This is a genomic window from Peptostreptococcus anaerobius 653-L (assembly GCF_000178095.1).
In the GTDB taxonomy this organism is placed as follows: domain Bacteria; phylum Bacillota; class Clostridia; order Peptostreptococcales; family Peptostreptococcaceae; genus Peptostreptococcus; species Peptostreptococcus anaerobius.
In genome coordinates, this window is sequence record NZ_ADJN01000050.1 from 16,998 (window position 1) to 38,879 (window position 21,882).

Here is a 21,882-nt window from a genome sequence, read left to right on the forward strand (position 1 = left end):
CGGCCAGGGCATCGTATGCTTCCTGACCTAATCTTATGAATAAATTATATATTCCCAATCACTATTTGTCAAGTGCCATTAGCCACTTTTTATCCTCACTATAACTTATTTATTTGTTATAATTATAGCATAATTTCCGTTTTTTGGCTATACTAACTTAATATATAACCGGATACCCCTTCAATAGTAACATGAAATCTTTCTGCTTTTCTATCTATTTAGTTCTATCTGGCTTCCATCAAGGAACGTAAATTCAACCTTTCCATCATGATGAACTGTAAGGTAGTCTACCATGCTAAGCCATATATTTTTATCAAACTCTGTCATCAGTTCCTGCTTTTCAAGTCCTGTATAAAATCCTCTACCTCATCACGCTTGGATTGTTTTTCTATGATAGTTTGCTTGATATCATCTAGCTTTACCTTTGTAGCATTAAACCTATTTACTAGGCTGGTATATCCTATTCCATATTGTTTCTTATTCTTTTAAAAGTTTCCAAATGAATTTCGTGAGTAAAATTTTCTATTAAAATTTCATAGCAATCATCAAAAAACTTTTTTATGCTTTTTTTAGCACCTATATCTGCCATTGTGTATATGATATAAATTCCTTGTAAAATCGCTTTTGTAACCAATGGATCACCTGCTGAATAAGAAATTATCTGGCTGAAGCCAAGATATAGTTCATCCTCCACAGAATAAGTTTGATAAATTATTTTTACATCTTCGTCCTCTTTCAGTATTATAAAATGATTGTCTGTAGATAATAGTTTTCCAAGTAATGATGACATTTTATTTATACACATTATTGCAGTATTTGGATCATTTATGCCAGGGCTTAGGGCCATATTCGCAATTTCAGTTAAGCTTACAATTCCACGGTGATAATCTTCTTCTCTATTATTGTAAGCATTTATTAAAAACAATGGACTTAATTTTTCTTTTAATTCTTTTTTATCATTGTCATCTAACTCACATTGAAATATATTTAATTCTCCTATGCTTTCTCCTTTGATCGTGTACTCACCAATCCTCTTGTTTATAGTAAGTTCTGCTTTTATGCCATTAAGCTCTTTAAAAATCTCATCTGCTTTTATTTCAAATAAATAACCTGAATTCTCAGCTACAATTGATAACTTTGTAGATTCGTCGCCTTTTTCATAATGCTCAGCTTTTTCTCTTTGTTCTACCTCTTTATCAATAAGTTTTTCGCAGTCACTAAATATATATTCAATAATATTTGATATTTTTATATTATCAAGAACCCGTCTTGAGAAAGCTATAAAACTAAGCATTGCAATTATGGCATAGGCTATTCCAAAACTTCCAGCTACAACGTGTTGGTCTGGTCCAAAGTCTTGCAATAGTAGGATACTAATTACTGAATAGAAAAAACCACTTACAAATATACCATATAAACCAAGGACTCCTGTCCTATCTATGAAACTCTGAAGCAATCTAGGTGATATGCTACTGCTATATTTATTAAGTACTGTGACAATAGTTGTAAAACAAAAAATACTTATAGTCAAAAATATTCCAGATATATTAGAAAGGAAATTTACTGAAACTTCAACCGATAGCAATAGTTGTTTGGGAATATAAGATTTAATTGCAAAATATTGATGATCAAAAATCCAAGTAACTAAAAGAAGCGATACTGTTAAAATTATAAATCTTGACATCCTTAAAAAATTCTTATTATTAAAAAACCACAATTTAATTTTGAACAACATACATCAATCCTCCTGTTTTAATATTGTGATTATAAAACTATATTATCATATTATTGAATTTTGTCCAATATGAAATGGTGTATTCATCTTGAAGCTGTCGACAAGCTAAGTGCCTTAAAATAAAACAACTCCCTTTTAACTCCCTTGATATAATTTTAAAAGGTGTACCCCTTGCGATACAAGAGGTACACCGATTTATTATACTACTCCCACTCAATAGTTCCAGGAGGTTTACTAGTGATGTCATAAACAACCCTGTTAACTCCTTCAACTTCATTGATTATCCTGTTACTTATTCTCTCAAGCACTTCATAAGGTATCTTGTACCAGTCTGAAGTCATACCGTCGCTTGATGCAACAGCTCTGATACCTACTAGATAAGCATATGTTCTCTCATCGCCCATTACACCAACTGTCTTAACGTCTGGTAGTGTAGCGAATGCCTGCCATATTTCCTTGTATAGGTCGGCCTTTCTTAGCTCGTCCATGTATACAGCGTCTGCTTCTCTAAGGATATCGCACTTTTCCTTTGTTACTTCACCGATTACCCTGATACCTAGTCCTGGTCCTGGGAATGGGTGTCTAAATATTAGGTTCTCTTCTATACCAAGCTCAAGACCGATCTTTCTTACTTCGTCCTTGAATAGCTCTCTTAGTGGCTCTATTATTTCCTGGAAGTCTACATCTTCAGGTAGTCCTCCAACGTTGTGGTGAGACTTGATAGTTGCTGAATCACCTAGTCCACTCTCTATAACGTCTGGATAGATTGTTCCCTGTACTAAAAAGTCCATCTTTCCCAGCTTGTGAGATTCTTCTTCAAATACTCTGATGAATTCTTCACCGATTATTTTTCTCTTTGCTTCTGGTTCAGTAACACCAGCAAGCTTTCCTAAGAACCTATCTTCTGCATTTACTCTTACAAGGTTCATGCCGAATTTTTCTCTAAATATTCTCTCTACGTCGTCTCCCTCGTTCTTTCTTAGTAGACCGTGGTCAACGAATACGCATGTAAGGTTCTTGCCTATTGCCTTGTGCATTAGGGCAGCAGCTACTGATGAGTCTACTCCTCCTGATAGGGCACAAAGGGCCTTCTTGTCTCCAACCATTGCCTTTATTTCTGCTACCTTGTCATCTATAAATGAGCTAGTAGTCCAGTCTCCTGCTACTTCACACACATTGTATAAGAAGTTCTTTAGGATCTTGTCTCCATCTAGTGAATGTTCAACTTCTGGATGGAACTGTACTCCGTATAGCTTCTTGGCAACGTTCTGCATAGCTGCTACTGGGCAGTTCTTTGTAGTTGCAACTACTTCAAAACCTTCTGGAGCCTGAGATATATAGTCTGTATGACTCATCCATACCTGATTTGTATCTACACCTTCAAATATTGTTGACTGGCCGTAGTCTATGATAGTCTTACCATATTCTCTAGTCATGTTGTCACCCTTTTCAACTGTTCCGCCTAATAGGTGAGCCATCAGCTGGTCTCCGTAGCATATACCTAGGATTGGCACTCCAAGTTCAAATATTTCCTCTGAGATCTTTGGAGAATCTTCAAGGTAGGCACTGTTTGGCCCTCCTGTGAATATTATACCCTTAGGATTCTTTTCCTTTATCTTTTCAATCCCACATGTATATGGAAGTATTTCACAGTATACATTGTTTTCTCTGACTCTTCTAGCTATCAGCTGGTTGTACTGGCCACCAAAGTCTATTACAAGAACTATTTCGTGTTTCATATTGTCTCCCTTCTTATCTTAGCAAGTTCGAATCTGGCTTGTAGCATACTTTTGTATAGTAATCTTCCCTTTCAAGCTTACGAACTATTTTTTTCTCTTTTGATATTTTTTTCGTTGTTTTTATCTTACATAACAATTATTATACCATATTTTTAAGGTTTTTTTGCACAAACTTGTTAATGATTTACAAGTTTTACACATATATATTTATAAAACCTTAACATGCATTAATTATATATTCCATAATTTCCCTCCTTATATAAAATAATGCAACAGGATAGGTCTAAGTCCATCTCCTGTTGCATAATATTTACTTATTTAGTTCCGAATAATCTGTCTCCAGCATCACCAAGACCTGGTACTATGTACTTGTGGTCGTCTAGCTTTTCATCTACTGCTGCAACGTATATGTCTACTTCTGGGTATGCAGCGTGTACTGCTTCTATACCTTCTGGAGCTGCTACAAGGTTTATCATTCTGATATTATTTGCTCCCTTTTCCTTTAGTAACTGGATTGCTGCTGTAGCTGATCCACCTGTTGCTAGCATTGGGTCTACTAGGAATATTTCTCTATCGCCTATATCTTCTGGTAACTTACAGTAATATTCTACAGGTTCGCAAGTAACTGGGTCTCTGTATAGTCCTATATGTCCAACCTTAGCTGCTGGTATTAGGTTTACAAATCCGTCTACCATACCGATTCCTGCTCTTAGGATTGGCACTATAGCTAGCTTCTTACCCTTAAGAATCTTAGCTGTTGTCTTCTGTACAGGAGTCGTAATTTCTATTTCACCTAGTGGTAGGTCCTTAGTTACTTCGTATCCCATCAACATTGTTATTTCTGTTAATAGCTCCCTAAAATCCTTTGATCCTGTTTCTTCCATTCTCATAAGTGTCAACTTGTGCTGGATTAATGGATGGTCTGTAATTATTACTTTGTTCATCTTATCCTCCTGAAATTTTATAATATATTTTTATTTACTATAGCTTACAGATGGTTCTTTTCTATATCCATCATCTTGTCTATTCTAGTCTGGTGTCTTCCACCTTCAAATTCTGAATTTAGGTATGCATCTACTATATCTAGTCCTAGGCCTAATCCAGTAACCCTCTCGCCAAGTGCTATCATGTTGGCATTGTTATGGGCCTTTGTCATTCTAGCTGAGAATGTATCTCCTACTGTTGCACATCTAATACCTCTTACCTTGTTTGCAGCTATTCCTATTCCTATTCCTGTTCCACAAACCAATATTCCACATTCAGTCTCCTTGTTGGCTACTGATGTCGCTGCCTTTAGGGCATAATCTGGATAGTCCACTGATTCTGATGAGTTAACTCCAAAGTCAACTACTTCGTGTCCCAATCCTATAAGGTGTTTTTTGATGGCTTCTTTTAAATTTACTCCGCCATGATCACAAGCTAATGCTATTTTCATTTGCATACCTCCAAGTAATATTTATTTTATGATTCTGTAGCCTGCAGACTTCTTGAGCCTGTTCATAATGGCTACTCCTACATTTTTTTCTTCAAAAGCAACTGAGTAAATGACGTCTACTCCCCTCTTATCTAGGTCTATTAGTCCATCAAATAGTCTCTTGGCTGCTATCTCTTCTGTTTGTCCAAGTGAGAATATTTCTATATCCACTCCATCAAACCTATCCATGTCTATATCCATACACATAAGGCCTGTCTTCTTTCCCATATCGGCATTTTGGCCAACAAGTTCTTTAATCTTGTCCACAAAATCATCACCCTTTAGGTCCACTATATATACCTCTGCCCTAGGTGAGTAGTGGGTATATTTCATGCCTGGTGCCTTGGCCTTGATATTGTCATCCTTATTGAGGATTGACGGGTCTAGTCTAGCATCCCCAAGTACTCCTGCTATCATCTCTAGGGTAACTGAGCCCGGTCTTAGGACTACTGGATAATCTCCTGACACGTCTACTATTGTTGACTCAACCCCATATGTACAAGGGGCTCCTGCCAAAATACCATCCACACGCCCTGTCATATCCCTTATGATATGGTCTGGTCTCGTAGGTGACGGTCTACCTGATATATTGGCTGACGGGGCTGCTATAGGCACTCCTGCTGCCCTGATGATCCTTCTTGCTATCTCATCAGATGGCATCCTTATGGCAACTGTGTCTAGTCCTCCGCTAGTCCTATCTGGTATTATAGGTTTTTTCTTGAATACTATCGTTAGGGGACCCGGCCAAAATTTATCGATCAATATCTTAGCCTTGTCATCCACATATTCAACTAGGTCATACACATCTTCTTTGTCACAAACGTGTACCAACAAGGGATTGTCACTAGGTCTTCCCTTGGCTTCATATATCTTTTGTGCTGCCTTTTCATCTAGGGCGTTGGCTCCTAGACCGTATACTGTTTCAGTGGGAAATATTACTGTCTTTCCCTCTGCTAGCATCTTGGCAAATTCTTCAATTATATCTTGGTCTATATCTTTGGGATCTATTCTCTTTATTCTTGTTTCTACCATGATGAGCCTCCCAATATCATCTTATATACTAGACATTTTTTCTGCCTGGTCTACAGTGATCAATCCATCTATCATTTCGTCTATGTCACCATCTATAAATGAGTCTAGCTTGTATAATGTAAGGTTGATTCTGTGATCAGATACCCTACCCTGTGGGAAGTTGTATGTTCTGATTCTCTCTGACCTATCTCCTGTACCAACCTGGCTCTTTCTTTCAGCAGATATTTCCTTTTGCTGGTCTGCTAGGGCCCTGTCGTATAGTCTAGCCTTAAGTACCTTTAGGGCTTTTTCCTTGTTCTTTAGCTGGGACTTTTCATCCTGGCAAGACACTACTTCGCCTGTAGGTATATGTGTAAGTCTAACAGCTGAGTCTGTAGTATTGACACACTGGCCACCATTTCCTGATGCCCTGAATACGTCAAATCTTAGGTCTTCTGGGTTGATCTGCACTTCAACGTCATCTACCTCTGGAAGAACTGCAACAGTTGCTGTAGATGTATGTATTCTACCACCTGATTCTGTAGTAGGTATTCTCTGGACTCTATGAACTCCTGATTCATACTTTAGTCTTGAGTAAGCTCCCTTACCCTTTATAAGGAATGATACTTCCTTGTAGCCACCAACACCTGTTTCATTTGATGACATTAGAGAAGTCTTCCATCCTTTTCTTTCTGCATACCTAGAGTACATCCTAAATAAGTCTCCAGCAAATAGGGCAGCCTCGTCTCCACCTGCACCACCTCTTATTTCAACGATTACGTTCTTTTCATCGTTAGGGTCCTTTGGTACAAGAAGTAGCTTTAGCTCATCCTCTATATCCACTATCTGAGACTCTGCTTCGGATAGCTCCATCTTTGCTAGCTCTCTTAGGTCCTCGTCACTCTCTTCTTCTAGTATCTGCTTTGATTCTGCTATTGTTTCATTTACTTTTCTATATTCTCTGTACTTCATTACTATTGGTTCAAGCTCTGAATTTTCCTTCATCAGCTTCTGCCATGTTGGCTGGTCACTGATTATCTCAGGGTCTGCAACCTTCTCGCTCAGTTCCTTGTACTTGTCTTCAAGTACCATCAATTTATCAAGCATTTATATCCGCCTTTCTATAACTGAGATGGTTTATTTCGACCATCTTTGCTCTATTTTCTACACAAATTATCAATTTAATATTATAACATAGTTGACTGCTTTTAACAATACAATGGCATAGCTATTGCCATTATTTTTCTTGTGTTAATTCGCAAAGTAAATTCTAGTAAATCCTTGAAAGTATCATTTACACTTTTCATATCCATAAAAAATGGTGGGTAACTAGTAACTAGCCACCTCACCACTATTTTTGTTCTATATAGAATTTTTTTGTGCAAACTTTGCAATCTTCCAAGAACCGTCATCGATCTTGACAAGCCATACCTTCTCTACCTGATCAGTCTGCTTGTTCCTCTTGGTATCCTTATAGGTCTTATTGTAAAACTCACTATACATAGCAGTCTTATCATCTGTCCTAAAGTACTCTATATCGTATTTCACCTTAAATATACAAGTATCCTCTGGTGAAAACACATCTACCTTGTTATTCTTTCTAGGAAATTCAACAAGATCTTCCTTAACTTTGATCTTTTCTATAGACTTAATCTTCATGTCTTTCAGATTTTTAAACATCTTTCCCGTAATCCTAGCTTTCTTGCTATTCAACCTATCATAAAGGATCCATGTCTTATACTTACTCGGCGGCATCAATACTTCGTCTACACTACCACCATCTCTAGTGCTCAATTTCTTGTAGTAGGCATCCAACACATTTTCAGGATATGTATCCTCAAGCTTTACACCCTCTGCCCTGTCCTTGCTATTAGCATAGATTGAACCAGCTACTATTAGGACTACAAAAAATAAAATCGCTATAAGGTGTCTTATCTTCATATTATACCTCTTTATTTGCTATTTTTTCCAAGATGCCCTCTCTGTAATCAAGACTGTGTTAGTTTCTGAATCCACTGTCAAGAAACCATTCCCAATCTCGCCCTCTCTAAATTGTCCACCTTGTTTTATTCTTAGCTTGCCTGACTTGACTCCAGCAACTATAGGTACATGCCCATTTAGGACAGCCCTATCTCCAACTGTAGTTCTGACAATCAGCATTTCTGCTTCTTCTTCAAAAAATATATTGTTAGGAGTGACTACTTTTAGCTTAAACATTAGTCGACACTTCCTTTCGCCTTTCTAACAGCATCTTCAATCGTACCTACGAATAAGAAGGCAGATTCTGGAAGATCGTCGTGCTTTCCTTCAAGGATTTCCTTGAAACCTCTGATTGATTCTTTAACTGGCACATACACACCTGGTATACCTGTAAACTGTTCACCAACTGTAAATGGCTGTGATAGGAATCTCTGTATCTTTCTAGCACGAGCAACTGTTACCTTATCTTCTTCAGATAGTTCGTCCATACCAAGGATTGCTATGATATCCTGTAGTTCCTTGTATCTCTGTAGTATTGACTGAACACCTCTGGCTACTTCATAGTGTTCCTGACCAACTATATTAGGGTCAAGGACTCTAGATGTAGATTCTAGTGGGTCAACCGCTGGATAGATACCTAGAGATGATATCTGTCTTGATAGAACTGTCTTGGCATCAAGATGCGAGAATGTAGTAGCAGGCGCTGGGTCAGTAAGGTCATCGGCTGGCACATATACTGCCTGTACTGATGTGATTGACCCCTTCTTAGTTGATGTGATTCTCTCCTGTAGGGCACCCATCTCTGTTGCTAGTGTTGGCTGGTAACCAACTGCTGATGGCATACGTCCTAGTAGGGCAGACACCTCTGAACCCGCCTGTGTAAATCTGAATATATTGTCTATGAACAGTAGCACGTCCTGACCAGCCTGGTCTCTGAAGTACTCTGCCATTGTAAGTCCTGTTAGGGCAACTCTCATTCTTGCTCCTGGTGGCTCATTCATCTGTCCAAATACCATGGCTGTTTTCTTGATAACACCTGACTCAGTCATTTCACCATATAGGTCGTTACCTTCTCTAGTTCTCTCTCCAACTCCTGAGAATACTGAGATACCACCATGCTGCTTGGCGATGTTGTTGATTAACTCCTGGATTAGGACTGTCTTACCAACTCCAGCACCACCGAATAGACCGATCTTACCACCCTTTAGGTAAGGGGCAAGTAGGTCAACGACCTTGATACCTGTCTCTAGGATCTCAGCCTTTGTCTCTAGTTCATCGTATTTTGGTGCTGGCTTGTGGATTGGAGATACTTCTACATCTGTTGGAGCATCTTTCTGGTCGATAGCCTCACCCAATACGTTAAATACTCTTCCTAGTGTTCCAGTTCCTACTGGTACTGATATAGGAGCTCCTGTGTCTATGACATCCATACCCCTCACTAGTCCATCTGTAGCACTCATGGCTATACACCTTACTGTGTCATTTCCTACGTGCTGGGCTACTTCAGCTACTATAGTCTTGCCATTTAATTCTATTTTCAATGCATTTAGTAGATTTGGTAGGTTTTTTGAATCTTCAAATCTAACGTCCAGTACGGCACCTAGTACCTGTACTATCTTTCCTACATTTGCCATTTTATCCTCCTTACTTTAGGGCTTCAACACCGGCACTGATCTCAGTTATTTCCTGAGTGATAGCGCCCTGTCTAACCCTATTGTAGCTAAGTTCTAGTTTTTGGATCATGTCATTTGCATTGTCTGTAGCAGATTCCATAGCTGTTCTTCTCGCTCCCTGTTCTGATGCATATGACTCTACTATACCACCGTTGATAGTTCCTGATACATATGTAGGTATCAAAAATTCTAGCACTGCCTGTGGTGATGGTAGATATTTTACCCTAGACCTTGAATTTTTAGATCTTTCCTTGATCCTATTGGCCAATTCTTGAGCCTCTTCTTGTTCTTTACGTCTTTGTTCTTGTCTTTCCTTTAGGATTTCTTCACTGATATATATGTTAGGGTCTTGTTCTTCCTGCTCTTCCCTATATCTTTCACCACCGTACTGTAACGGCTCGTCAAACACTAGAGGTAACAACTTTATAGTCTTGGCCTCCTGTGTAAGTGCAGATATAAACTGAGTGTAAGTAAGCAAGACTTCACTGATTTCACCGTCGATAAATCTCTTCATCACTTCATCAGCTATCCTCTTTACGTCTTCATATGAATACTCTTCCACTAGGTCTATCTTATCTATTATTTCTATATTTCTCTTTGCAAAATAGTCACAAGCCTTCTTACCTATAGGTATCACGCAGTCTTCTACTCTTCCCATGTACTTTTCAGCCTCTTTAAAGGCATTTGAGTTGTATCCACCTGCTAGACCCCTATCACCAGCAATGACTATATGACATCTTTTCTTCAATTCTTTTGACACTAAAAACTCACTTCTTACACCCTTTGTATTAATAGATATATCTACTATAGTTTCATAAAGGGTATTGAAGTACTCACTACTGTCCTCTGCAGCCTTCTTAGCCTTTCTCAGCTTAGAAGATGCCACTAGGTGCATGGCATTTGTTATCTGCTTAGTAGAGTTTACACTAGCTATACGAGTCTTTATTGCCTTCATACCAGCTCCTGCCATCTACATACCTCCCTTTTCTGGATTATGCCTAGGCTCTAAACTTAAGCTTATATTCTTCAATTATTCTCTTTAGCTCTTCGTTGAAGTCTTCTGCCTTTAAGATCTTTTCAAGAATTTCTGGGTGTGTAGCATCTATAAAGCTGTACAGACCTTCTTCAAATTCTGCTATTTCATCTAATTCTATGTCAGCAAGTAAGTTGTTGATTACAGCATAGATAATAACAACCTGGTGTTCTACTGTTACTGGCTTGTGTTCTCCCTGCTTTAGGACCTCAACAATTCTCTGACCCTGAGCAAGTCTTCTCTTTGTATCCTCGTCTAGGTCTGAACCGAACTGAGCAAAGGCAGCAAGTTCTCTATACTGTGAATAAGCAAGCTTTAAAGTACCTGCTATCTTCTTCATTGACTTGATCTGGGCTGAACCACCAACTCTTGATACTGATATACCAGGGTCAACCGCTGGTCTTATACCTGAGTAGAATAGCTCTGGCTGTAGGTATATCTGACCGTCAGTGATTGATATAACATTTGTTGGTATATATGCAGCAACGTCACCTGCCTGAGTCTCTATAACTGGTAGGGCTGTCATTGATCCACCACCTAGTTCATCAGATAGCTTGGCTGCTCTTTCTAGTAGTCTTGAATGTAGGTAGAATACGTCACCTGGGTAGGCTTCACGGCCTGGTGGTCTCCTAAGTAGTAGAGACATCTCTCTGTAGGCAACTGCCTGCTTAGAAAGGTCATCATATACTATTAGGACGTGCTTACCATTGTACATAAATTCTTCACCTATTGCAGCACCTGCATATGGAGCAAGATACTGTAGTGGTGCCGATTCTGATGCTGTAGCTGATACTACTATTGTGTAGTCCATAGCACCATGCTCTTCAAGAGTAGAAACTAGCTGGGCAACTGTAGACCTCTTCTGACCTATGGCAACATAGATACAGATTACGTCCTTGTCCTTCTGGTTGATGATAGTATCTACAAGTATAGATGTCTTACCTGTCTGTCTATCACCGATTACTAGCTCTCTCTGTCCTCTACCGATTGGTATCATTGAGTCTATAGACTTGATACCTGTCTGTAAAGGTTCAAATACTGATTTTCTATCCATTATTCCAGGAGCTGGAGCCTCTACTGGTCTTGTCTTATCAGCAGCTATTTCTCCCTTGCCGTCTATAGCCTGTCCAAGAGCATTGACTACACGGCCTATCATAGCATCTCCAACAGGTACTTCTACTATTCTACCTGTCCTCTTTACTATGTCTCCTTCTTTTATATCTGTGTCATCACCAAGTATTACGGCTCCGACAACCTCTTCTTCTAAGTTCAATGCCATACCGAATATGTTTCCAGGAAATTCTAGTAGTTCACCTGACATGGCATTCTCTAAACCATAAACACTAGCGATACCGTCTCCAACGCTTAGGACAGATCCTGTATCAGTTAGTTTAATCTTATTTTCATAATTTTTTATCTGGTTTTTAATTATTGAACTTATTTCTTCTGGTTTTAAGTTCATGAATTCACCACCGTTTCTATGATATTAGGTTAGACAGACTGTTTTTCAAGTCTCTTAGTCTAGACTTGACTGAACCATCTATCTCCTCATTACCTATTCTTACAAGTACACCACCAAGGATGTCCTCATCAATTATATTTTCTAATTTTACACTCTTATTATAAATAGCAGACAGCTTCTGCTCCAACTCTGAAATCTTCTCTGGCTCCAAGGCAACCACTGTAGTAACAGTACCCTCAGCTACATTGTTTTTTTCATTGAAAAGACCCTTATAGGCCATGACAACGCCATCTAGTTCAGTAACTCTCTGGTTGTCTATTAAGACCTTTAAGAAGTTTACACTGTAATCTGAGACCCTTCCCTTGAAAAGTCCATCAACAAGATTTTTCTTTTCTTCAGGCTTTACAAAAGGAGACCTCAATACGTCATACAAGTTATCATTTTCTTTTATAACCTTGTTTAGGTCTGCAATTTCAGAGTACATATCAGATACAATATTCTGCTCGTCTGCTAAATCGAATAAGGCCTCGGCATATCTCTTTGCAACCTGATTTATCATTATCTGACATCTCCTACTTCTTTAATAAATTCGTCTATTAATTCCTTATGCTTGTCGGTATCTATATCCTTTTCTATAACCTTAGATGCTGCCAAAATAGCAATCTCAGATATATCACCCTTGACATCTTCGTATGCCTGCTGTCTTTCTTTCTCTATGTCAAGGCTAGCCTTTTGCTTGATAGCTGATGCTTCATTTCTAGCTTCAAGTATTATCTTTTCAGCTCTCTCATCAGCCCTCTTCTTAGACTTTTCAAGTATTTCTTGACCTTGATTCTTTATCTGATCAAGTTTTTCTTCGTATTCTTCTTTGAACTCTAGTCCTTCTTCAAGTGCCTTGTTACCATCATCAATCTTTTTCTTGATCTCCTGGTCCCTATCATCAATAACCTTTAATACAGGCTTGAATAGTAGACGCTTTAGAACAAAAAATAGGATGATAGTATTGGCTATCGTGAAGAAAAACTCATAGCTCAAACTTACTAACGGTTTGAACTGCATTTTTCACCCTCCTCTAATTTAATCTGGAAACTCTAGATTATATTAAAGCTTGATCCAAGGGTTTACAAATATTAATATGATAGCTATAACTAGACCATATATAGCAGAAGACTCTGTTACGGCCTGTCCAAGTATCATTGTTGATATGATGTCACTCTTTGCTTCTGGCTGGTTACCTACTGCTTCAGCTGCCTTAGCTGCTGCAACACCCTGACCAACTCCGGCACCTACACCTGTCAATACTGCTATACCAGCACCTATTGATGAACCTGCTATCGCTATACCTAATCCTAATCCTTCTAACATTTTTGTTTCCTCCTTATTTTTGAATATAACCACACGATTTAAATTTATTGTATGTGGCACAATTAACTCAGACCTTAAATTTTAGTCTGTTTACCTAATAATCTTTTAATTTCATCTTTAATCTTCAGTTGCACTACTTACAAATACCATAGTCAGCATTGAGAATATAAATGCCTGTAATAGACCAGCAAATATATCAAAATACATATGTAGTGGAACTGGTATTGCAAACTGGCCAATCGGTATTGACAAGTTTGGTATCAATCCTGAGACATAGCCCAATAACTGGTATAATAATAGCATGATAATTGAACCACCTAATATATTACCGAATGGACGGAATGCCAAGGATATGGGTCTTGCTAATTCTCCAATAACGTTTAGTGGCAACAACAATGGCGTTGGCTCTATAAACTCTTTGAAGTAAGAAGGCCCCTTAAATTTAACTCCCATAATATATATAAGAGCAACTGTCATCAAAGCCCAAGCTGCAGTCGTGTCTAGATCTGTAGTTGGTGACCTGAGTCCCAATAAGGTTACGATATCTGACAATGCAAAGAATAATAGTATAGTACCTATATATGAAACCATATTTGGCACCCTAGATATGAATCTTTCACCCATGACACCAGTAACGAAACTTCTAAGGTTTCCTACAGCCCATTCAAGAAAATGCTGTCTCTTGGTTTCTGGGACTGGCTTTAGGTTTCTAGTCAGAATCAACGACATAACGATCAAAAATAGCATAATCAGCCACTGAGTCACTATTGTCTCACTTATCTTAAAGTTACCAATATATATTATGTATTTGGCTTGATACATCGTATTTCTCCTTTCTCTAACCCCTCTTTCTTAGGATTAGTTGTTGCGCCTTGATCACCAGGCTAACACTTATCAGACCGAAAAAAGTAGTAAATACATTGACATATTGCGTTTTGGCCGCAAAAATAAGCACGGCTGCATACATCAAAAGCCTAGCACTATAACCAGCAGTAGCCGTAAGTGCAGCCTTTACCTTTTCCCTTTCAACTAGTCCAATAACATTTCTAGCAATCATAATTAGGGCTACAATCGAAGTCAAACTTCCCAAGAGTAAACCCCCTATTGTCGCAAGGGTCGCCTTCATTATGACTATTAGTACTAAAATACCCAATATATCATAAATTAAAATACCCTGCATTATCTTTTTTAGATCATTTGCTATCTGTTTGTCCAATAAGTTATTCACTCTCCTTTCTCATATAAGACTTCAAGGTTTTGTGAAGATTCATAAAGGCACTCAGTACCCCAATTACAATGAATATCAGGGTGAATATGGGCCTAGTTCCAATTTTTTTATCAATCCAAAGCCCCAACAAGCTACAGCCTAAAATACACACCACCATCGTGATGCCTATCTGGCTCAAAAGGGAAAATCCCTTAGCAAGCTCTGACCATTTATATCTTCCATCCATCTTCTTTACCCACCTTCTAACAAATCATATTCCTTTTAGCATAATTTAATCTTAACTAGTACTTAATTTTTTTTTAAGATTTTGGTCAAATGGTGTTTTGACTGCAATTTAAAATACTTACATAAATTTTAAAAATTTAATAGCTACTATTTTTTCTATTATCTAAGCCTTTGCCTACCATATTCCCAATAATTTTTGCATTATTAGTGATACGCATGTTATAGATACCCAACAAGTAAAACCTAAAACTATTGGTTTACCACCAGTCTTTATAAGTTTTATAATGTCTGTATTAAGTCCTATCGCTGTCATAGCCATGACTATAAAGAATTTACTAAGTGTCTTAAGTGGTAGGAAAAGTTCTTTTGACACACCCATTGACATACATATAGTAGTAACTATACTCGCTAGGACAAAATATATAATAAATCTAGGCAATGCCCTGCTCAAACTAAAGGAATTTTCCTTGCTGTTTTCCTTTTTAGCCCTATTTACAGCCAAGGCTAAAGTTATAGGTATAATAGCAAGTGTCCTCGTAAGCTTAACAGTGACAGCCTTATCAAGTGTCTGTGTTCCCAGGTGATTTATAGCATCCCAAGTTGATGCTGCTGCCGTAACAGATGACGTGTCGTTTACAGCTGTACCTGCAAATATCCCAAATGCATCTCCTGTAACATGGCTAAATCCAAGCGCTGTTCCAAGAGTTGGAAATACAACTGCTGCTATTACATTGAACAAGAAAATTACCGAAATAGCCTGGGCAACTTCTTCATCCACTGCATCTATTACCGGTGCTGTTGCAGCTATTGCTGAACCACCACATATTGATGAACCTACACCTATAAGTATAGATATCTTCTCTGGTATCTTCATAAACTTACACATTAGATAGGAAACAATCAAGGAAGTCGCTATCGTTGTAATAATAATAGGAAGTGACTGTTTACCTGTTTCCATTATGACACTTAAGTTTAGTCCAAAACCAAGAAGTATTACAGCATACTGGAGAACCTTCTTAGATACAAAGCCAATACCCTGTTTAAATGGCCCCTTTTCCTTGATAAATATGGTAATAACCATACCTAGGAGTATACCTATAACAGGTCCACCTATGACTGGGAACATATTTCCCAATATCCAGCTCGGTACTGATATTATTAGACTCAGCACTATACCCTTCCATGTTTTGTTTAGAAATTCCATAATATTACCTCCTCTGAATTATTTTCACTACACTAGTATATCAGATATTTCATTATATGTCTTATATATATATTACTAATTTTCACCTTATTCTAGGTCCAAAATTGCAATATCAATTTTGAAAATTATCTAAAATAATGTAAGGTAGACATATAGTTATTTTCTATAAGTCTACCTTAACAAGTTACATTTTTATTAAATTGTTTTTTAAATTCAGCTTTAAAATCCTAAATCTATGGCATTAAACTTGATTCAGATAATATTTTAAGCAAAATTACATCATACCTGGCATTCCACCTGGTAGTCCTGGCATATCATCGTTTCCTGGTAAGTCTGCAACAGCAGCCTCAGTTGTAAGGAATACTCCTGCTATTGATGCTGCATTCTGAAGGGCTGACCTAGATACCTTAGTTGGGTCTACTATACCAGCCTCTATCATATCTACATACTCCTCATTTAGGGCGTCAAATCCAACCTCAAAATCAGAGTTTATGACGTTCTGTATGATTACTGAACCTTCTAGTCCTGCATTGATAGCTATCTGTCTTAGAGGTTCTTCTAGGGCACGTCTTATAATCTTGGCTCCTAGCTTTTCTTCTCCATCAAGACTATCTACTAGCTTGTCTACTGCTGGTATTATGCTTACAAATGCTGTACCACCACCAGCTACTATACCTTCCTGTACAGCCGCCTTTGTAGCGTTTAGGGCATCCTCTATTCTAAGCTTTCTTTCCTTCATCTCTACTTCTGTAGTAGCTCCAACCTTGACAACTGCTACCCCACCTGACAACTTGGCAAGTCTTTCCATTAGTTTTTCCCTATCAAAGTCTGATGTAGTCTCTTCTATCTGTCTTCTTATCTGGCCAATCCTATTGTTGATTTCTAGTTTGCTACCTTCTCCGGCAACTATAGTTGTTGTCTCCTTGTTTACCTTTACTGTCTGAGCCCTACCTAGCATAGATAGGTCTACTTCCTTTAGGTCAAAGCCTAATTCTGTAGACACATACCTACCTCCAGTTAGGATTGCAAGGTCCTGTAGCATATCTTTTCTTCTATCTCCAAATGCTGGTGCCTTGACAGCAACAACATCGAATGTCCCTCTTAGCTTGTTTACTACCAATGTTGATAGGGCTTCTCCCTCTAGGTCTTCTGCAATTATAAGTAGCTTGCCGCCTGCCTGAACCAACTCTTCAAGTAGTGGTAGGATTTCCTGGATATTTGTTATCTTCTTATCAGTTATAAGTATGTATGGGTTGTCTAGGACTGCCTCCATCTTTTCTACATCGCTTACCATGTAGGCAGATACAAATCCCCTATCAAACTGCATACCCTCTACTGCATCTAACTCTGTAACCATAGACTTAGATTCTTCTATAGTGATAACCCCGTCCTTACCAACTATATTCATGGCCTTGGCTATAAGCTTACCAACCTCTTCATCTCCAGCTGATATAGCACCAACCTGGGCTATCTTCTCTTCTGTGTTTATCTCCTTAGAGTTCTTCTTTAGTTCTCCAACTGCAACATCGACAGCCTTCTGGATACCTCTTCTAAGAAGGATTGGGTTTGATCCAGCTGTAACATTCTTTAGTCCTTCTCTGATTATAGCCTGGGCAAGTACTGTAGCTGTAGTTGTACCGTCTCCTGCTACATCATTAGTCTTTGTTGCAACTTCCTTTACAAGCTGAGCTCCCATGTTCTCAAACTTGTCTTCAAGCTCTATTTCCTTGGCTATAGTCACACCGTCGTTTGTTATAAGTGGTGCACCAAACTTTTTATCTAGTATTACATTTCTTCCCTTAGGTCCTAGTGTAACCTTTACAGTATCTGCTAGCTTGTTTACACCATTTTCTAGGCTAGCCCTAGCATCTTTTGAAAATTTTATCTCTTTAGCCATAATAACCTCCTTATATTATTTAGTCTACCAATACTCCAACTATCTCTTCCTGCTTTAGTACTATAAATTCTTCGCCCTCTATCTTGACGTCAGTACCAGCATACTTGTTGTAGATAACCCTGTCACCTACTTCAACTTCCATCTTTACTTCTTTTCCATCAACTATGCCAGAACCTACAGCTACAACTTCTGCAAACTGAGGAACTTCCTTGGCAGCTCCTGTAAGTATTATCCCGCTTGATGTTTTTTCTTCTGCTTCTACCTTCTTCAATACAAGTCTATCACCTAGTGGCTTTATTTTCATTTTACCTTACCTCCATTTTTAGCACTCTTCTTAATCGATTGCTAATAGTATATAACTCTTATCTTAATTTTTTCTAAACTAAAGTAGGGGTGAGAACAACCTCGCAACCGACTCTAAGAGTCTGACCGCAACGTGTCTAGTTCTGAAATTTTCAAGATCCAACTCCTCAGAATCGTCCTGGTCATCATAGAACTGTTCTTTAATTATGTCTACAGTCTTGGGGTCGTATATAAAGGCATTGACCTCGAAATTGAGCATAAAGCTCCTCAAATCTATATTGGATGAGCCTATTGAGGCTATCTCATCATCTACTATGACCACCTTTGCGTGCAAGAATCCTTTTTCATATAGAAAGACCCTACCACCAGCCCTCAATACTTCTTCAAAATACGAATACGAAGCTATGTTGACTATATAGTGATCGATTTTCTTAGGAAAAATAATCCTCACATCAACTCCTGATAGGGCTGCAGTCTTGATGGCCTTTAAAAGGCTTTCATCAGGTATAAAATACGGGGTCTCTATATACACACACTTTTTAGCCTGGGTTATGGCAGAGAAAAAAGCATAATGTATGTCCTCCCACTTACTATCCGGTCCTGTACCAACTATCTGCATCTGGGTATTACCCCTATAGTCTATCTTTGGTGTGTACTTGTCATCTGTCAATATCTCTCCAGTCGTAAGGTACCAGTCCATCAAGAATATCATCTGAAGCATATAGGTTGCTACACCGTCAATCCTCAGGTGTGAATCCCTCCAATAGCCAAACCTGTCTTCAAGACTCACGTACTCGTCCCCTATATTCAGGCCTCCTGTATAGCCTATTTGACCATCTATAACGGCTATCTTTCTATGGTTCCTGTAGTTGAGCTGGCCTCCTATTAGGGGTAGCTTGGTCGGCAAGAAGGCTGCACACGCTACACCAGCCTGCCTGAGCTCTCTTAGAAAGTCTCTGTGGACCTTAAACCTCCAACAAGCCAAATCATCATAAAGGACCCTGACCCTTACACCCTCACTGGCCTTTTTGATCAAGACATCCTTTATCTGCCTGCCTATCTTAGAATCTTTTATAATAAAATACTCTAGATGGATATGGTCCTTGGCCGACTTCATATCCTCTATTAAACTATAGAATTTTTCTCTACCATCCTTGTAGTAGATAACCTTGTTGTTGCTGGTAAATGGGAACTTGCCCAGATTCAAAAGGAGCCTTACAACCCTTTCCTTGTCCGGACTTGGTCCATCATTAAATAGCTCACCCCTGTCCAATCTCAGCTTTTGACTTGCAACTATATTTTTTGCAACCTCAAAACTCTTAAATATATGTCTCCTGTCTATCCTTTTGTTTCTTTCTTGCGCCTTAAATATCTTGTGCTTTCTTATATTTCTTCCCGATATAACATAGAGTATTATTCCAAAACCCGGAAATAACACGAACATCATCATCCAAGATAGGGTCTTGGATGGATCCCTATTTTCTAGGAGTATATTCATAGCTATCAATATTCCTACCAAATAGGACAATCCTATAAGAACTAAAAAAATCCCGAGAGACATTTTACCACCTACTTACCTATTTCTAGCTCTCTTACATAATAAAATAAATACTGCTGGGCAAATCCAGCATCCTCACCAAATAAGTCTCTTCCATATGCCCTCATTTTTACAAGACTCATATCCTCTGCCCCATAAAACTCCTGCATCACCCTCTTCACCCATACATCTACTGGGAAAGAATCGTACTTTCTCATACCAAATAGGGCTATGCAATCTGCAACCTTGGCACCAACACCCTTAAACTTCATCAATTCCTTGTGGCATATATCAGCCTCCATCTTGATAAAGTCTACCATATCAAGTCCTGACTCAAGCACAGCCTTTGTAGTCTCATATACATACTTATCCCTAAAACCAAGCTTTAAATTCCTAAGGTCTTCAACACTGGCCTTGGATAGCTGGGCTGGACTCGGAAAACTGTAGTAGGTCTTGCCCTTGTATTCTCCTAGGCAGTCACCATAGTTCTCAGATATGTTGTTTATGGCCCTCTGGATCATAGGTATCCTGTTATTTGATGATATTATAAAGGATATAAGCATCTCCCAACCATCCTGCTGTAGGAGTCTGATTCCATGACCAAACTCAGTCGCCTTTAGAAGATTATCATCATGTACCTTTAACTTGTCTATCATTTGACCGTAGTCTCTTCCTAGGTCGAAGTAGTCATACCATATGTTTTCAAAGTCACCTAGATTGGTATTAAGAAGAATTATATCCCCATCTCTTTTAGATATATTTAGGATTTTGCCCATAGCCACACCTGTATATGACCCGTCATCCTCCTTCATCCACCTAAAACACTGACCACAGTCGAATATATGACTTGGCTCAAAATTACTTTGGCCTATTATCTTTATTCCATTTTCTATTTCTTCAATCTCAATATTCTTGTATATCATACTCTTTCCTCATCGCTTAAATTCTAGCATATTTTTAAAAGGCAGTCATACACCTGTACAACTGCCCAAAAACTATCCCTCTATTCTAGCCCTAAATTCTTCGCTATTTAAGACATCTTCTACCCTAGCGTTTACCTCTACAACCTTTAGTCCAGTCATGCTCATCACCTGATCTTCTATTGTAGCCTTTAGGTTAGTGTATATTTCCTTTGCATTTTTTCCGAATTCTAGTATCAGTCTTAGGTCAACTGCCACTTCCTTTTCTCCAACTTCGACGTTTATACCGTCAGTAGACTTACCAATTCTTCCACCAAAGGCACCTCCGCCACTTCTTACAACAGCTACACCATCAACTCCATCAAGGGCAACTTCAACTATCTTTTCTATTACCTGTTCACCGAATGTTAGAACACTTCTGTGTTCTATCTCTTCATTGTTAAAATCCTTCTGAATATCATTTGCCATAACAATTCTCCTTTCAAGTTACTAATACAAGTTATTAAACCAAGTTTTAAAATATAAATTTCAAATCTAGTTTTCAAATTTCTCCAATACTACTTGAACTTTCTGATCAAAAAATCCAAAACATTCCAAACTCTTGGATTGTCATCTAGTAATTGACCTATTATATTTGCAACAAATACTATAAGACTTATAAGTAGGGCCTTAGCAAAGCCTAATATAAGTATCATAATTCCTATAAATAATCCTACCAAGGTTGCCTTAAAGGTATTTGGCTTTCTATAAGAAGTCCTCACTATATAATCTCCTATTTCTTTTACCATCCTGTCCCACTGACTATCAGGTCTTTTAAATGGATCTTTTTCTTCAACATATATCTTTTTGGATTTTTTTTGCTTAGATTTTTTGGATTTAGCTTCCTCGTATATATCATCATATATATCCTTGTAGTAGTCATCGTAAACATCCTCGTCATAAACTGAGTAGTCATCCGAGGATTCATATATTATCTTTGGCTGAGCCTTTACTAGCTTGTCCGCCTCATCCTTTTTAGCCGACTTACTGCCTTCAGAAATGACTATATCCACGTCGTCAAAATCTTCTATATGGTATTTTTCATCCGCCACCTTAG

The 21,882-nt window shown here is 38.3% G+C and carries 24 protein-coding genes; all 24 read right to left on the bottom strand.

Annotated features, from left to right (window positions below; genetic code table 11):
• Nucleotides 1-460 precede the first annotated feature (460 nt).
• Nucleotides 461-1,735 carry a DUF2254 domain-containing protein gene (locus HMPREF0631_RS05585; protein WP_004167098.1) on the bottom strand — a complete coding sequence of 425 codons (1,275 nt, stop codon included), beginning with the start codon at nucleotides 1,733-1,735 and terminating at the stop codon, nucleotides 461-463.
• A gap of 203 nt (nucleotides 1,736-1,938) precedes the next feature.
• Complete coding sequence (gene guaA / locus HMPREF0631_RS05590) at nucleotides 1,939-3,474, bottom strand: glutamine-hydrolyzing GMP synthase (RefSeq protein ID WP_004167100.1); 1,536 nt, start codon at nucleotides 3,472-3,474, stop codon at nucleotides 1,939-1,941.
• A gap of 314 nt (nucleotides 3,475-3,788) precedes the next feature.
• Entirely contained in the window at nucleotides 3,789-4,418 is a 630-nt protein-coding gene (gene upp / locus HMPREF0631_RS05595) for a uracil phosphoribosyltransferase (protein WP_004167092.1), read from the bottom strand.
• 44 nt (nucleotides 4,419-4,462) lie between these two features.
• Nucleotides 4,463-4,909 carry a ribose 5-phosphate isomerase B gene (gene rpiB / locus HMPREF0631_RS05600; protein ID WP_004167101.1) on the bottom strand — a complete coding sequence of 149 codons (447 nt, stop codon included), beginning with the start codon at nucleotides 4,907-4,909 and terminating at the stop codon, nucleotides 4,463-4,465.
• A gap of 21 nt (nucleotides 4,910-4,930) precedes the next feature.
• Nucleotides 4,931-5,980, bottom strand: a complete 1,050-nt coding sequence (locus HMPREF0631_RS05605) for an L-threonylcarbamoyladenylate synthase (RefSeq protein WP_004167142.1) — start codon at nucleotides 5,978-5,980, stop codon at nucleotides 4,931-4,933.
• A gap of 21 nt (nucleotides 5,981-6,001) precedes the next feature.
• Complete coding sequence (gene prfA, locus HMPREF0631_RS05610) at nucleotides 6,002-7,066, bottom strand: peptide chain release factor 1 (RefSeq protein ID WP_004167115.1); 1,065 nt, start codon at nucleotides 7,064-7,066, stop codon at nucleotides 6,002-6,004.
• A gap of 255 nt (nucleotides 7,067-7,321) precedes the next feature.
• Complete coding sequence (locus tag HMPREF0631_RS05615; RefSeq protein ID WP_004167082.1) at nucleotides 7,322-7,900, bottom strand: hypothetical protein; 579 nt, start codon at nucleotides 7,898-7,900, stop codon at nucleotides 7,322-7,324.
• Nucleotides 7,901-7,918: 18 nt separating this feature from the next.
• Nucleotides 7,919-8,176: a FoF1 ATP synthase subunit delta/epsilon gene (locus HMPREF0631_RS05620; protein WP_002845160.1), complete on the bottom strand. Its 258-nt coding sequence runs from the start codon at nucleotides 8,174-8,176 to the stop codon at nucleotides 7,919-7,921.
• Nucleotides 8,176-9,573 (bottom strand): F0F1 ATP synthase subunit beta, encoded by a 1,398-nt coding sequence (gene atpD, locus HMPREF0631_RS05625; protein ID WP_004167111.1) that lies wholly within the window; start codon nucleotides 9,571-9,573, stop codon nucleotides 8,176-8,178. The genes HMPREF0631_RS05620 and atpD overlap by 1 nt, the downstream gene beginning before the upstream one ends.
• A gap of 10 nt (nucleotides 9,574-9,583) precedes the next feature.
• Entirely contained in the window at nucleotides 9,584-10,582 is a 999-nt protein-coding gene (gene atpG, locus HMPREF0631_RS05630) for an ATP synthase F1 subunit gamma (protein WP_002845163.1), read from the bottom strand.
• A gap of 28 nt (nucleotides 10,583-10,610) precedes the next feature.
• Entirely contained in the window at nucleotides 10,611-12,107 is a 1,497-nt protein-coding gene (atpA, locus tag HMPREF0631_RS05635; RefSeq protein ID WP_002845166.1) for a F0F1 ATP synthase subunit alpha, read from the bottom strand.
• Nucleotides 12,108-12,123: 16 nt separating this feature from the next.
• A complete protein-coding gene (locus HMPREF0631_RS05640; RefSeq protein ID WP_004167085.1) occupies nucleotides 12,124-12,666 on the bottom strand; it encodes a F0F1 ATP synthase subunit delta in 543 nt (180 codons plus the stop codon).
• On the bottom strand, nucleotides 12,666-13,166 hold the full coding sequence (gene atpF / locus HMPREF0631_RS05645) for a F0F1 ATP synthase subunit B (RefSeq protein ID WP_004167096.1): 501 nt from the start codon (nucleotides 13,164-13,166) through the stop codon (nucleotides 12,666-12,668). Before atpF ends, HMPREF0631_RS05640 begins: the two co-directional genes overlap by 1 nt.
• Before the next feature lie 42 nt (nucleotides 13,167-13,208).
• Complete coding sequence (gene atpE / locus HMPREF0631_RS05650) at nucleotides 13,209-13,472, bottom strand: ATP synthase F0 subunit C (RefSeq protein ID WP_004167126.1); 264 nt, start codon at nucleotides 13,470-13,472, stop codon at nucleotides 13,209-13,211.
• Nucleotides 13,473-13,589: 117 nt separating this feature from the next.
• Nucleotides 13,590-14,294, bottom strand: coding sequence for a F0F1 ATP synthase subunit A (locus HMPREF0631_RS05655; RefSeq protein WP_002845172.1), 705 nt, complete (start codon nucleotides 14,292-14,294; stop codon nucleotides 13,590-13,592).
• Between the two features lie 16 nt (nucleotides 14,295-14,310).
• On the bottom strand, nucleotides 14,311-14,700 hold the full coding sequence (locus HMPREF0631_RS05660) for an ATP synthase subunit I (protein ID WP_039866365.1): 390 nt from the start codon (nucleotides 14,698-14,700) through the stop codon (nucleotides 14,311-14,313).
• Nucleotides 14,693-14,926, bottom strand: coding sequence for an AtpZ/AtpI family protein (locus tag HMPREF0631_RS05665; protein ID WP_002845174.1), 234 nt, complete (start codon nucleotides 14,924-14,926; stop codon nucleotides 14,693-14,695). Before HMPREF0631_RS05665 ends, HMPREF0631_RS05660 begins: the two co-directional genes overlap by 8 nt.
• A gap of 174 nt (nucleotides 14,927-15,100) precedes the next feature.
• A complete protein-coding gene (locus HMPREF0631_RS05670; RefSeq protein WP_002845175.1) occupies nucleotides 15,101-16,129 on the bottom strand; it encodes a YeiH family protein in 1,029 nt (342 codons plus the stop codon).
• A gap of 274 nt (nucleotides 16,130-16,403) precedes the next feature.
• Nucleotides 16,404-18,026: a chaperonin GroEL gene (gene groL, locus HMPREF0631_RS05675; protein ID WP_004167116.1), complete on the bottom strand. Its 1,623-nt coding sequence runs from the start codon at nucleotides 18,024-18,026 to the stop codon at nucleotides 16,404-16,406.
• A 19-nt stretch (nucleotides 18,027-18,045) separates the two neighbouring features.
• Nucleotides 18,046-18,330 carry a co-chaperone GroES gene (locus HMPREF0631_RS05680; RefSeq protein ID WP_002845177.1) on the bottom strand — a complete coding sequence of 95 codons (285 nt, stop codon included), beginning with the start codon at nucleotides 18,328-18,330 and terminating at the stop codon, nucleotides 18,046-18,048.
• Nucleotides 18,331-18,408: 78 nt separating this feature from the next.
• Entirely contained in the window at nucleotides 18,409-19,890 is a 1,482-nt protein-coding gene (gene cls / locus HMPREF0631_RS05685; RefSeq protein WP_002845178.1) for a cardiolipin synthase, read from the bottom strand.
• A gap of 8 nt (nucleotides 19,891-19,898) precedes the next feature.
• Nucleotides 19,899-20,789 carry a DNA-3-methyladenine glycosylase family protein gene (locus tag HMPREF0631_RS05690; protein WP_004167139.1) on the bottom strand — a complete coding sequence of 297 codons (891 nt, stop codon included), beginning with the start codon at nucleotides 20,787-20,789 and terminating at the stop codon, nucleotides 19,899-19,901.
• A 72-nt stretch (nucleotides 20,790-20,861) separates the two neighbouring features.
• Nucleotides 20,862-21,254 (bottom strand): Asp23/Gls24 family envelope stress response protein, encoded by a 393-nt coding sequence (locus HMPREF0631_RS05695; RefSeq protein ID WP_004167099.1) that lies wholly within the window; start codon nucleotides 21,252-21,254, stop codon nucleotides 20,862-20,864.
• 89 nt (nucleotides 21,255-21,343) lie between these two features.
• Nucleotides 21,344-21,877 carry a DUF2273 domain-containing protein gene (locus HMPREF0631_RS05700; RefSeq protein WP_004167128.1) on the bottom strand — a complete coding sequence of 178 codons (534 nt, stop codon included), beginning with the start codon at nucleotides 21,875-21,877 and terminating at the stop codon, nucleotides 21,344-21,346.
• Nucleotides 21,878-21,882 lie beyond the last annotated feature (5 nt).

What these genes read in the sequence shown, in the direction of transcription:
- HMPREF0631_RS05655 (WP_002845172.1), bottom strand. Translation starts at nt 14,294, where the DNA reads ATGTATCAAGCCAAATACATAATATATATTGGTAACTTTAAGATAAGT.
- HMPREF0631_RS05695 (WP_004167099.1), bottom strand. Translation starts at nt 21,254, where the DNA reads ATGGCAAATGATATTCAGAAGGATTTTAACAATGAAGAGATAGAACAC.
- HMPREF0631_RS05690 (WP_004167139.1), bottom strand. Translation starts at nt 20,789, where the DNA reads ATGATATACAAGAATATTGAGATTGAAGAAATAGAAAATGGAATAAAG.
- HMPREF0631_RS05670 (WP_002845175.1), bottom strand. Translation starts at nt 16,129, where the DNA reads ATGGAATTTCTAAACAAAACATGGAAGGGTATAGTGCTGAGTCTAATA.
- HMPREF0631_RS05615 (WP_004167082.1), bottom strand. Translation starts at nt 7,900, where the DNA reads ATGAAGATAAGACACCTTATAGCGATTTTATTTTTTGTAGTCCTAATA.
- cls (WP_002845178.1), bottom strand. Translation starts at nt 19,890, where the DNA reads ATGTCTCTCGGGATTTTTTTAGTTCTTATAGGATTGTCCTATTTGGTA.
- upp (WP_004167092.1), bottom strand. Translation starts at nt 4,418, where the DNA reads ATGAACAAAGTAATAATTACAGACCATCCATTAATCCAGCACAAGTTG.
- atpF (WP_004167096.1), bottom strand. Translation starts at nt 13,166, where the DNA reads ATGCAGTTCAAACCGTTAGTAAGTTTGAGCTATGAGTTTTTCTTCACG.
- atpD (WP_004167111.1), bottom strand. Translation starts at nt 9,573, where the DNA reads ATGGCAAATGTAGGAAAGATAGTACAGGTACTAGGTGCCGTACTGGAC.
- guaA (WP_004167100.1), bottom strand. Translation starts at nt 3,474, where the DNA reads ATGAAACACGAAATAGTTCTTGTAATAGACTTTGGTGGCCAGTACAAC.
- HMPREF0631_RS05665 (WP_002845174.1), bottom strand. Translation starts at nt 14,926, where the DNA reads ATGGATGGAAGATATAAATGGTCAGAGCTTGCTAAGGGATTTTCCCTT.
- atpA (WP_002845166.1), bottom strand. Translation starts at nt 12,107, where the DNA reads ATGAACTTAAAACCAGAAGAAATAAGTTCAATAATTAAAAACCAGATA.
- prfA (WP_004167115.1), bottom strand. Translation starts at nt 7,066, where the DNA reads ATGCTTGATAAATTGATGGTACTTGAAGACAAGTACAAGGAACTGAGC.
- atpE (WP_004167126.1), bottom strand. Translation starts at nt 13,472, where the DNA reads ATGTTAGAAGGATTAGGATTAGGTATAGCGATAGCAGGTTCATCAATA.
- atpG (WP_002845163.1), bottom strand. Translation starts at nt 10,582, where the DNA reads ATGGCAGGAGCTGGTATGAAGGCAATAAAGACTCGTATAGCTAGTGTA.
- HMPREF0631_RS05640 (WP_004167085.1), bottom strand. Translation starts at nt 12,666, where the DNA reads ATGATAAATCAGGTTGCAAAGAGATATGCCGAGGCCTTATTCGATTTA.
- rpiB (WP_004167101.1), bottom strand. Translation starts at nt 4,909, where the DNA reads ATGAAAATAGCATTAGCTTGTGATCATGGCGGAGTAAATTTAAAAGAA.
- groL (WP_004167116.1), bottom strand. Translation starts at nt 18,026, where the DNA reads ATGGCTAAAGAGATAAAATTTTCAAAAGATGCTAGGGCTAGCCTAGAA.
- HMPREF0631_RS05680 (WP_002845177.1), bottom strand. Translation starts at nt 18,330, where the DNA reads ATGAAAATAAAGCCACTAGGTGATAGACTTGTATTGAAGAAGGTAGAA.
- HMPREF0631_RS05620 (WP_002845160.1), bottom strand. Translation starts at nt 8,176, where the DNA reads ATGTTTAAGCTAAAAGTAGTCACTCCTAACAATATATTTTTTGAAGAA.
- HMPREF0631_RS05605 (WP_004167142.1), bottom strand. Translation starts at nt 5,980, where the DNA reads ATGGTAGAAACAAGAATAAAGAGAATAGATCCCAAAGATATAGACCAA.
- HMPREF0631_RS05585 (WP_004167098.1), bottom strand. Translation starts at nt 1,735, where the DNA reads ATGTTGTTCAAAATTAAATTGTGGTTTTTTAATAATAAGAATTTTTTA.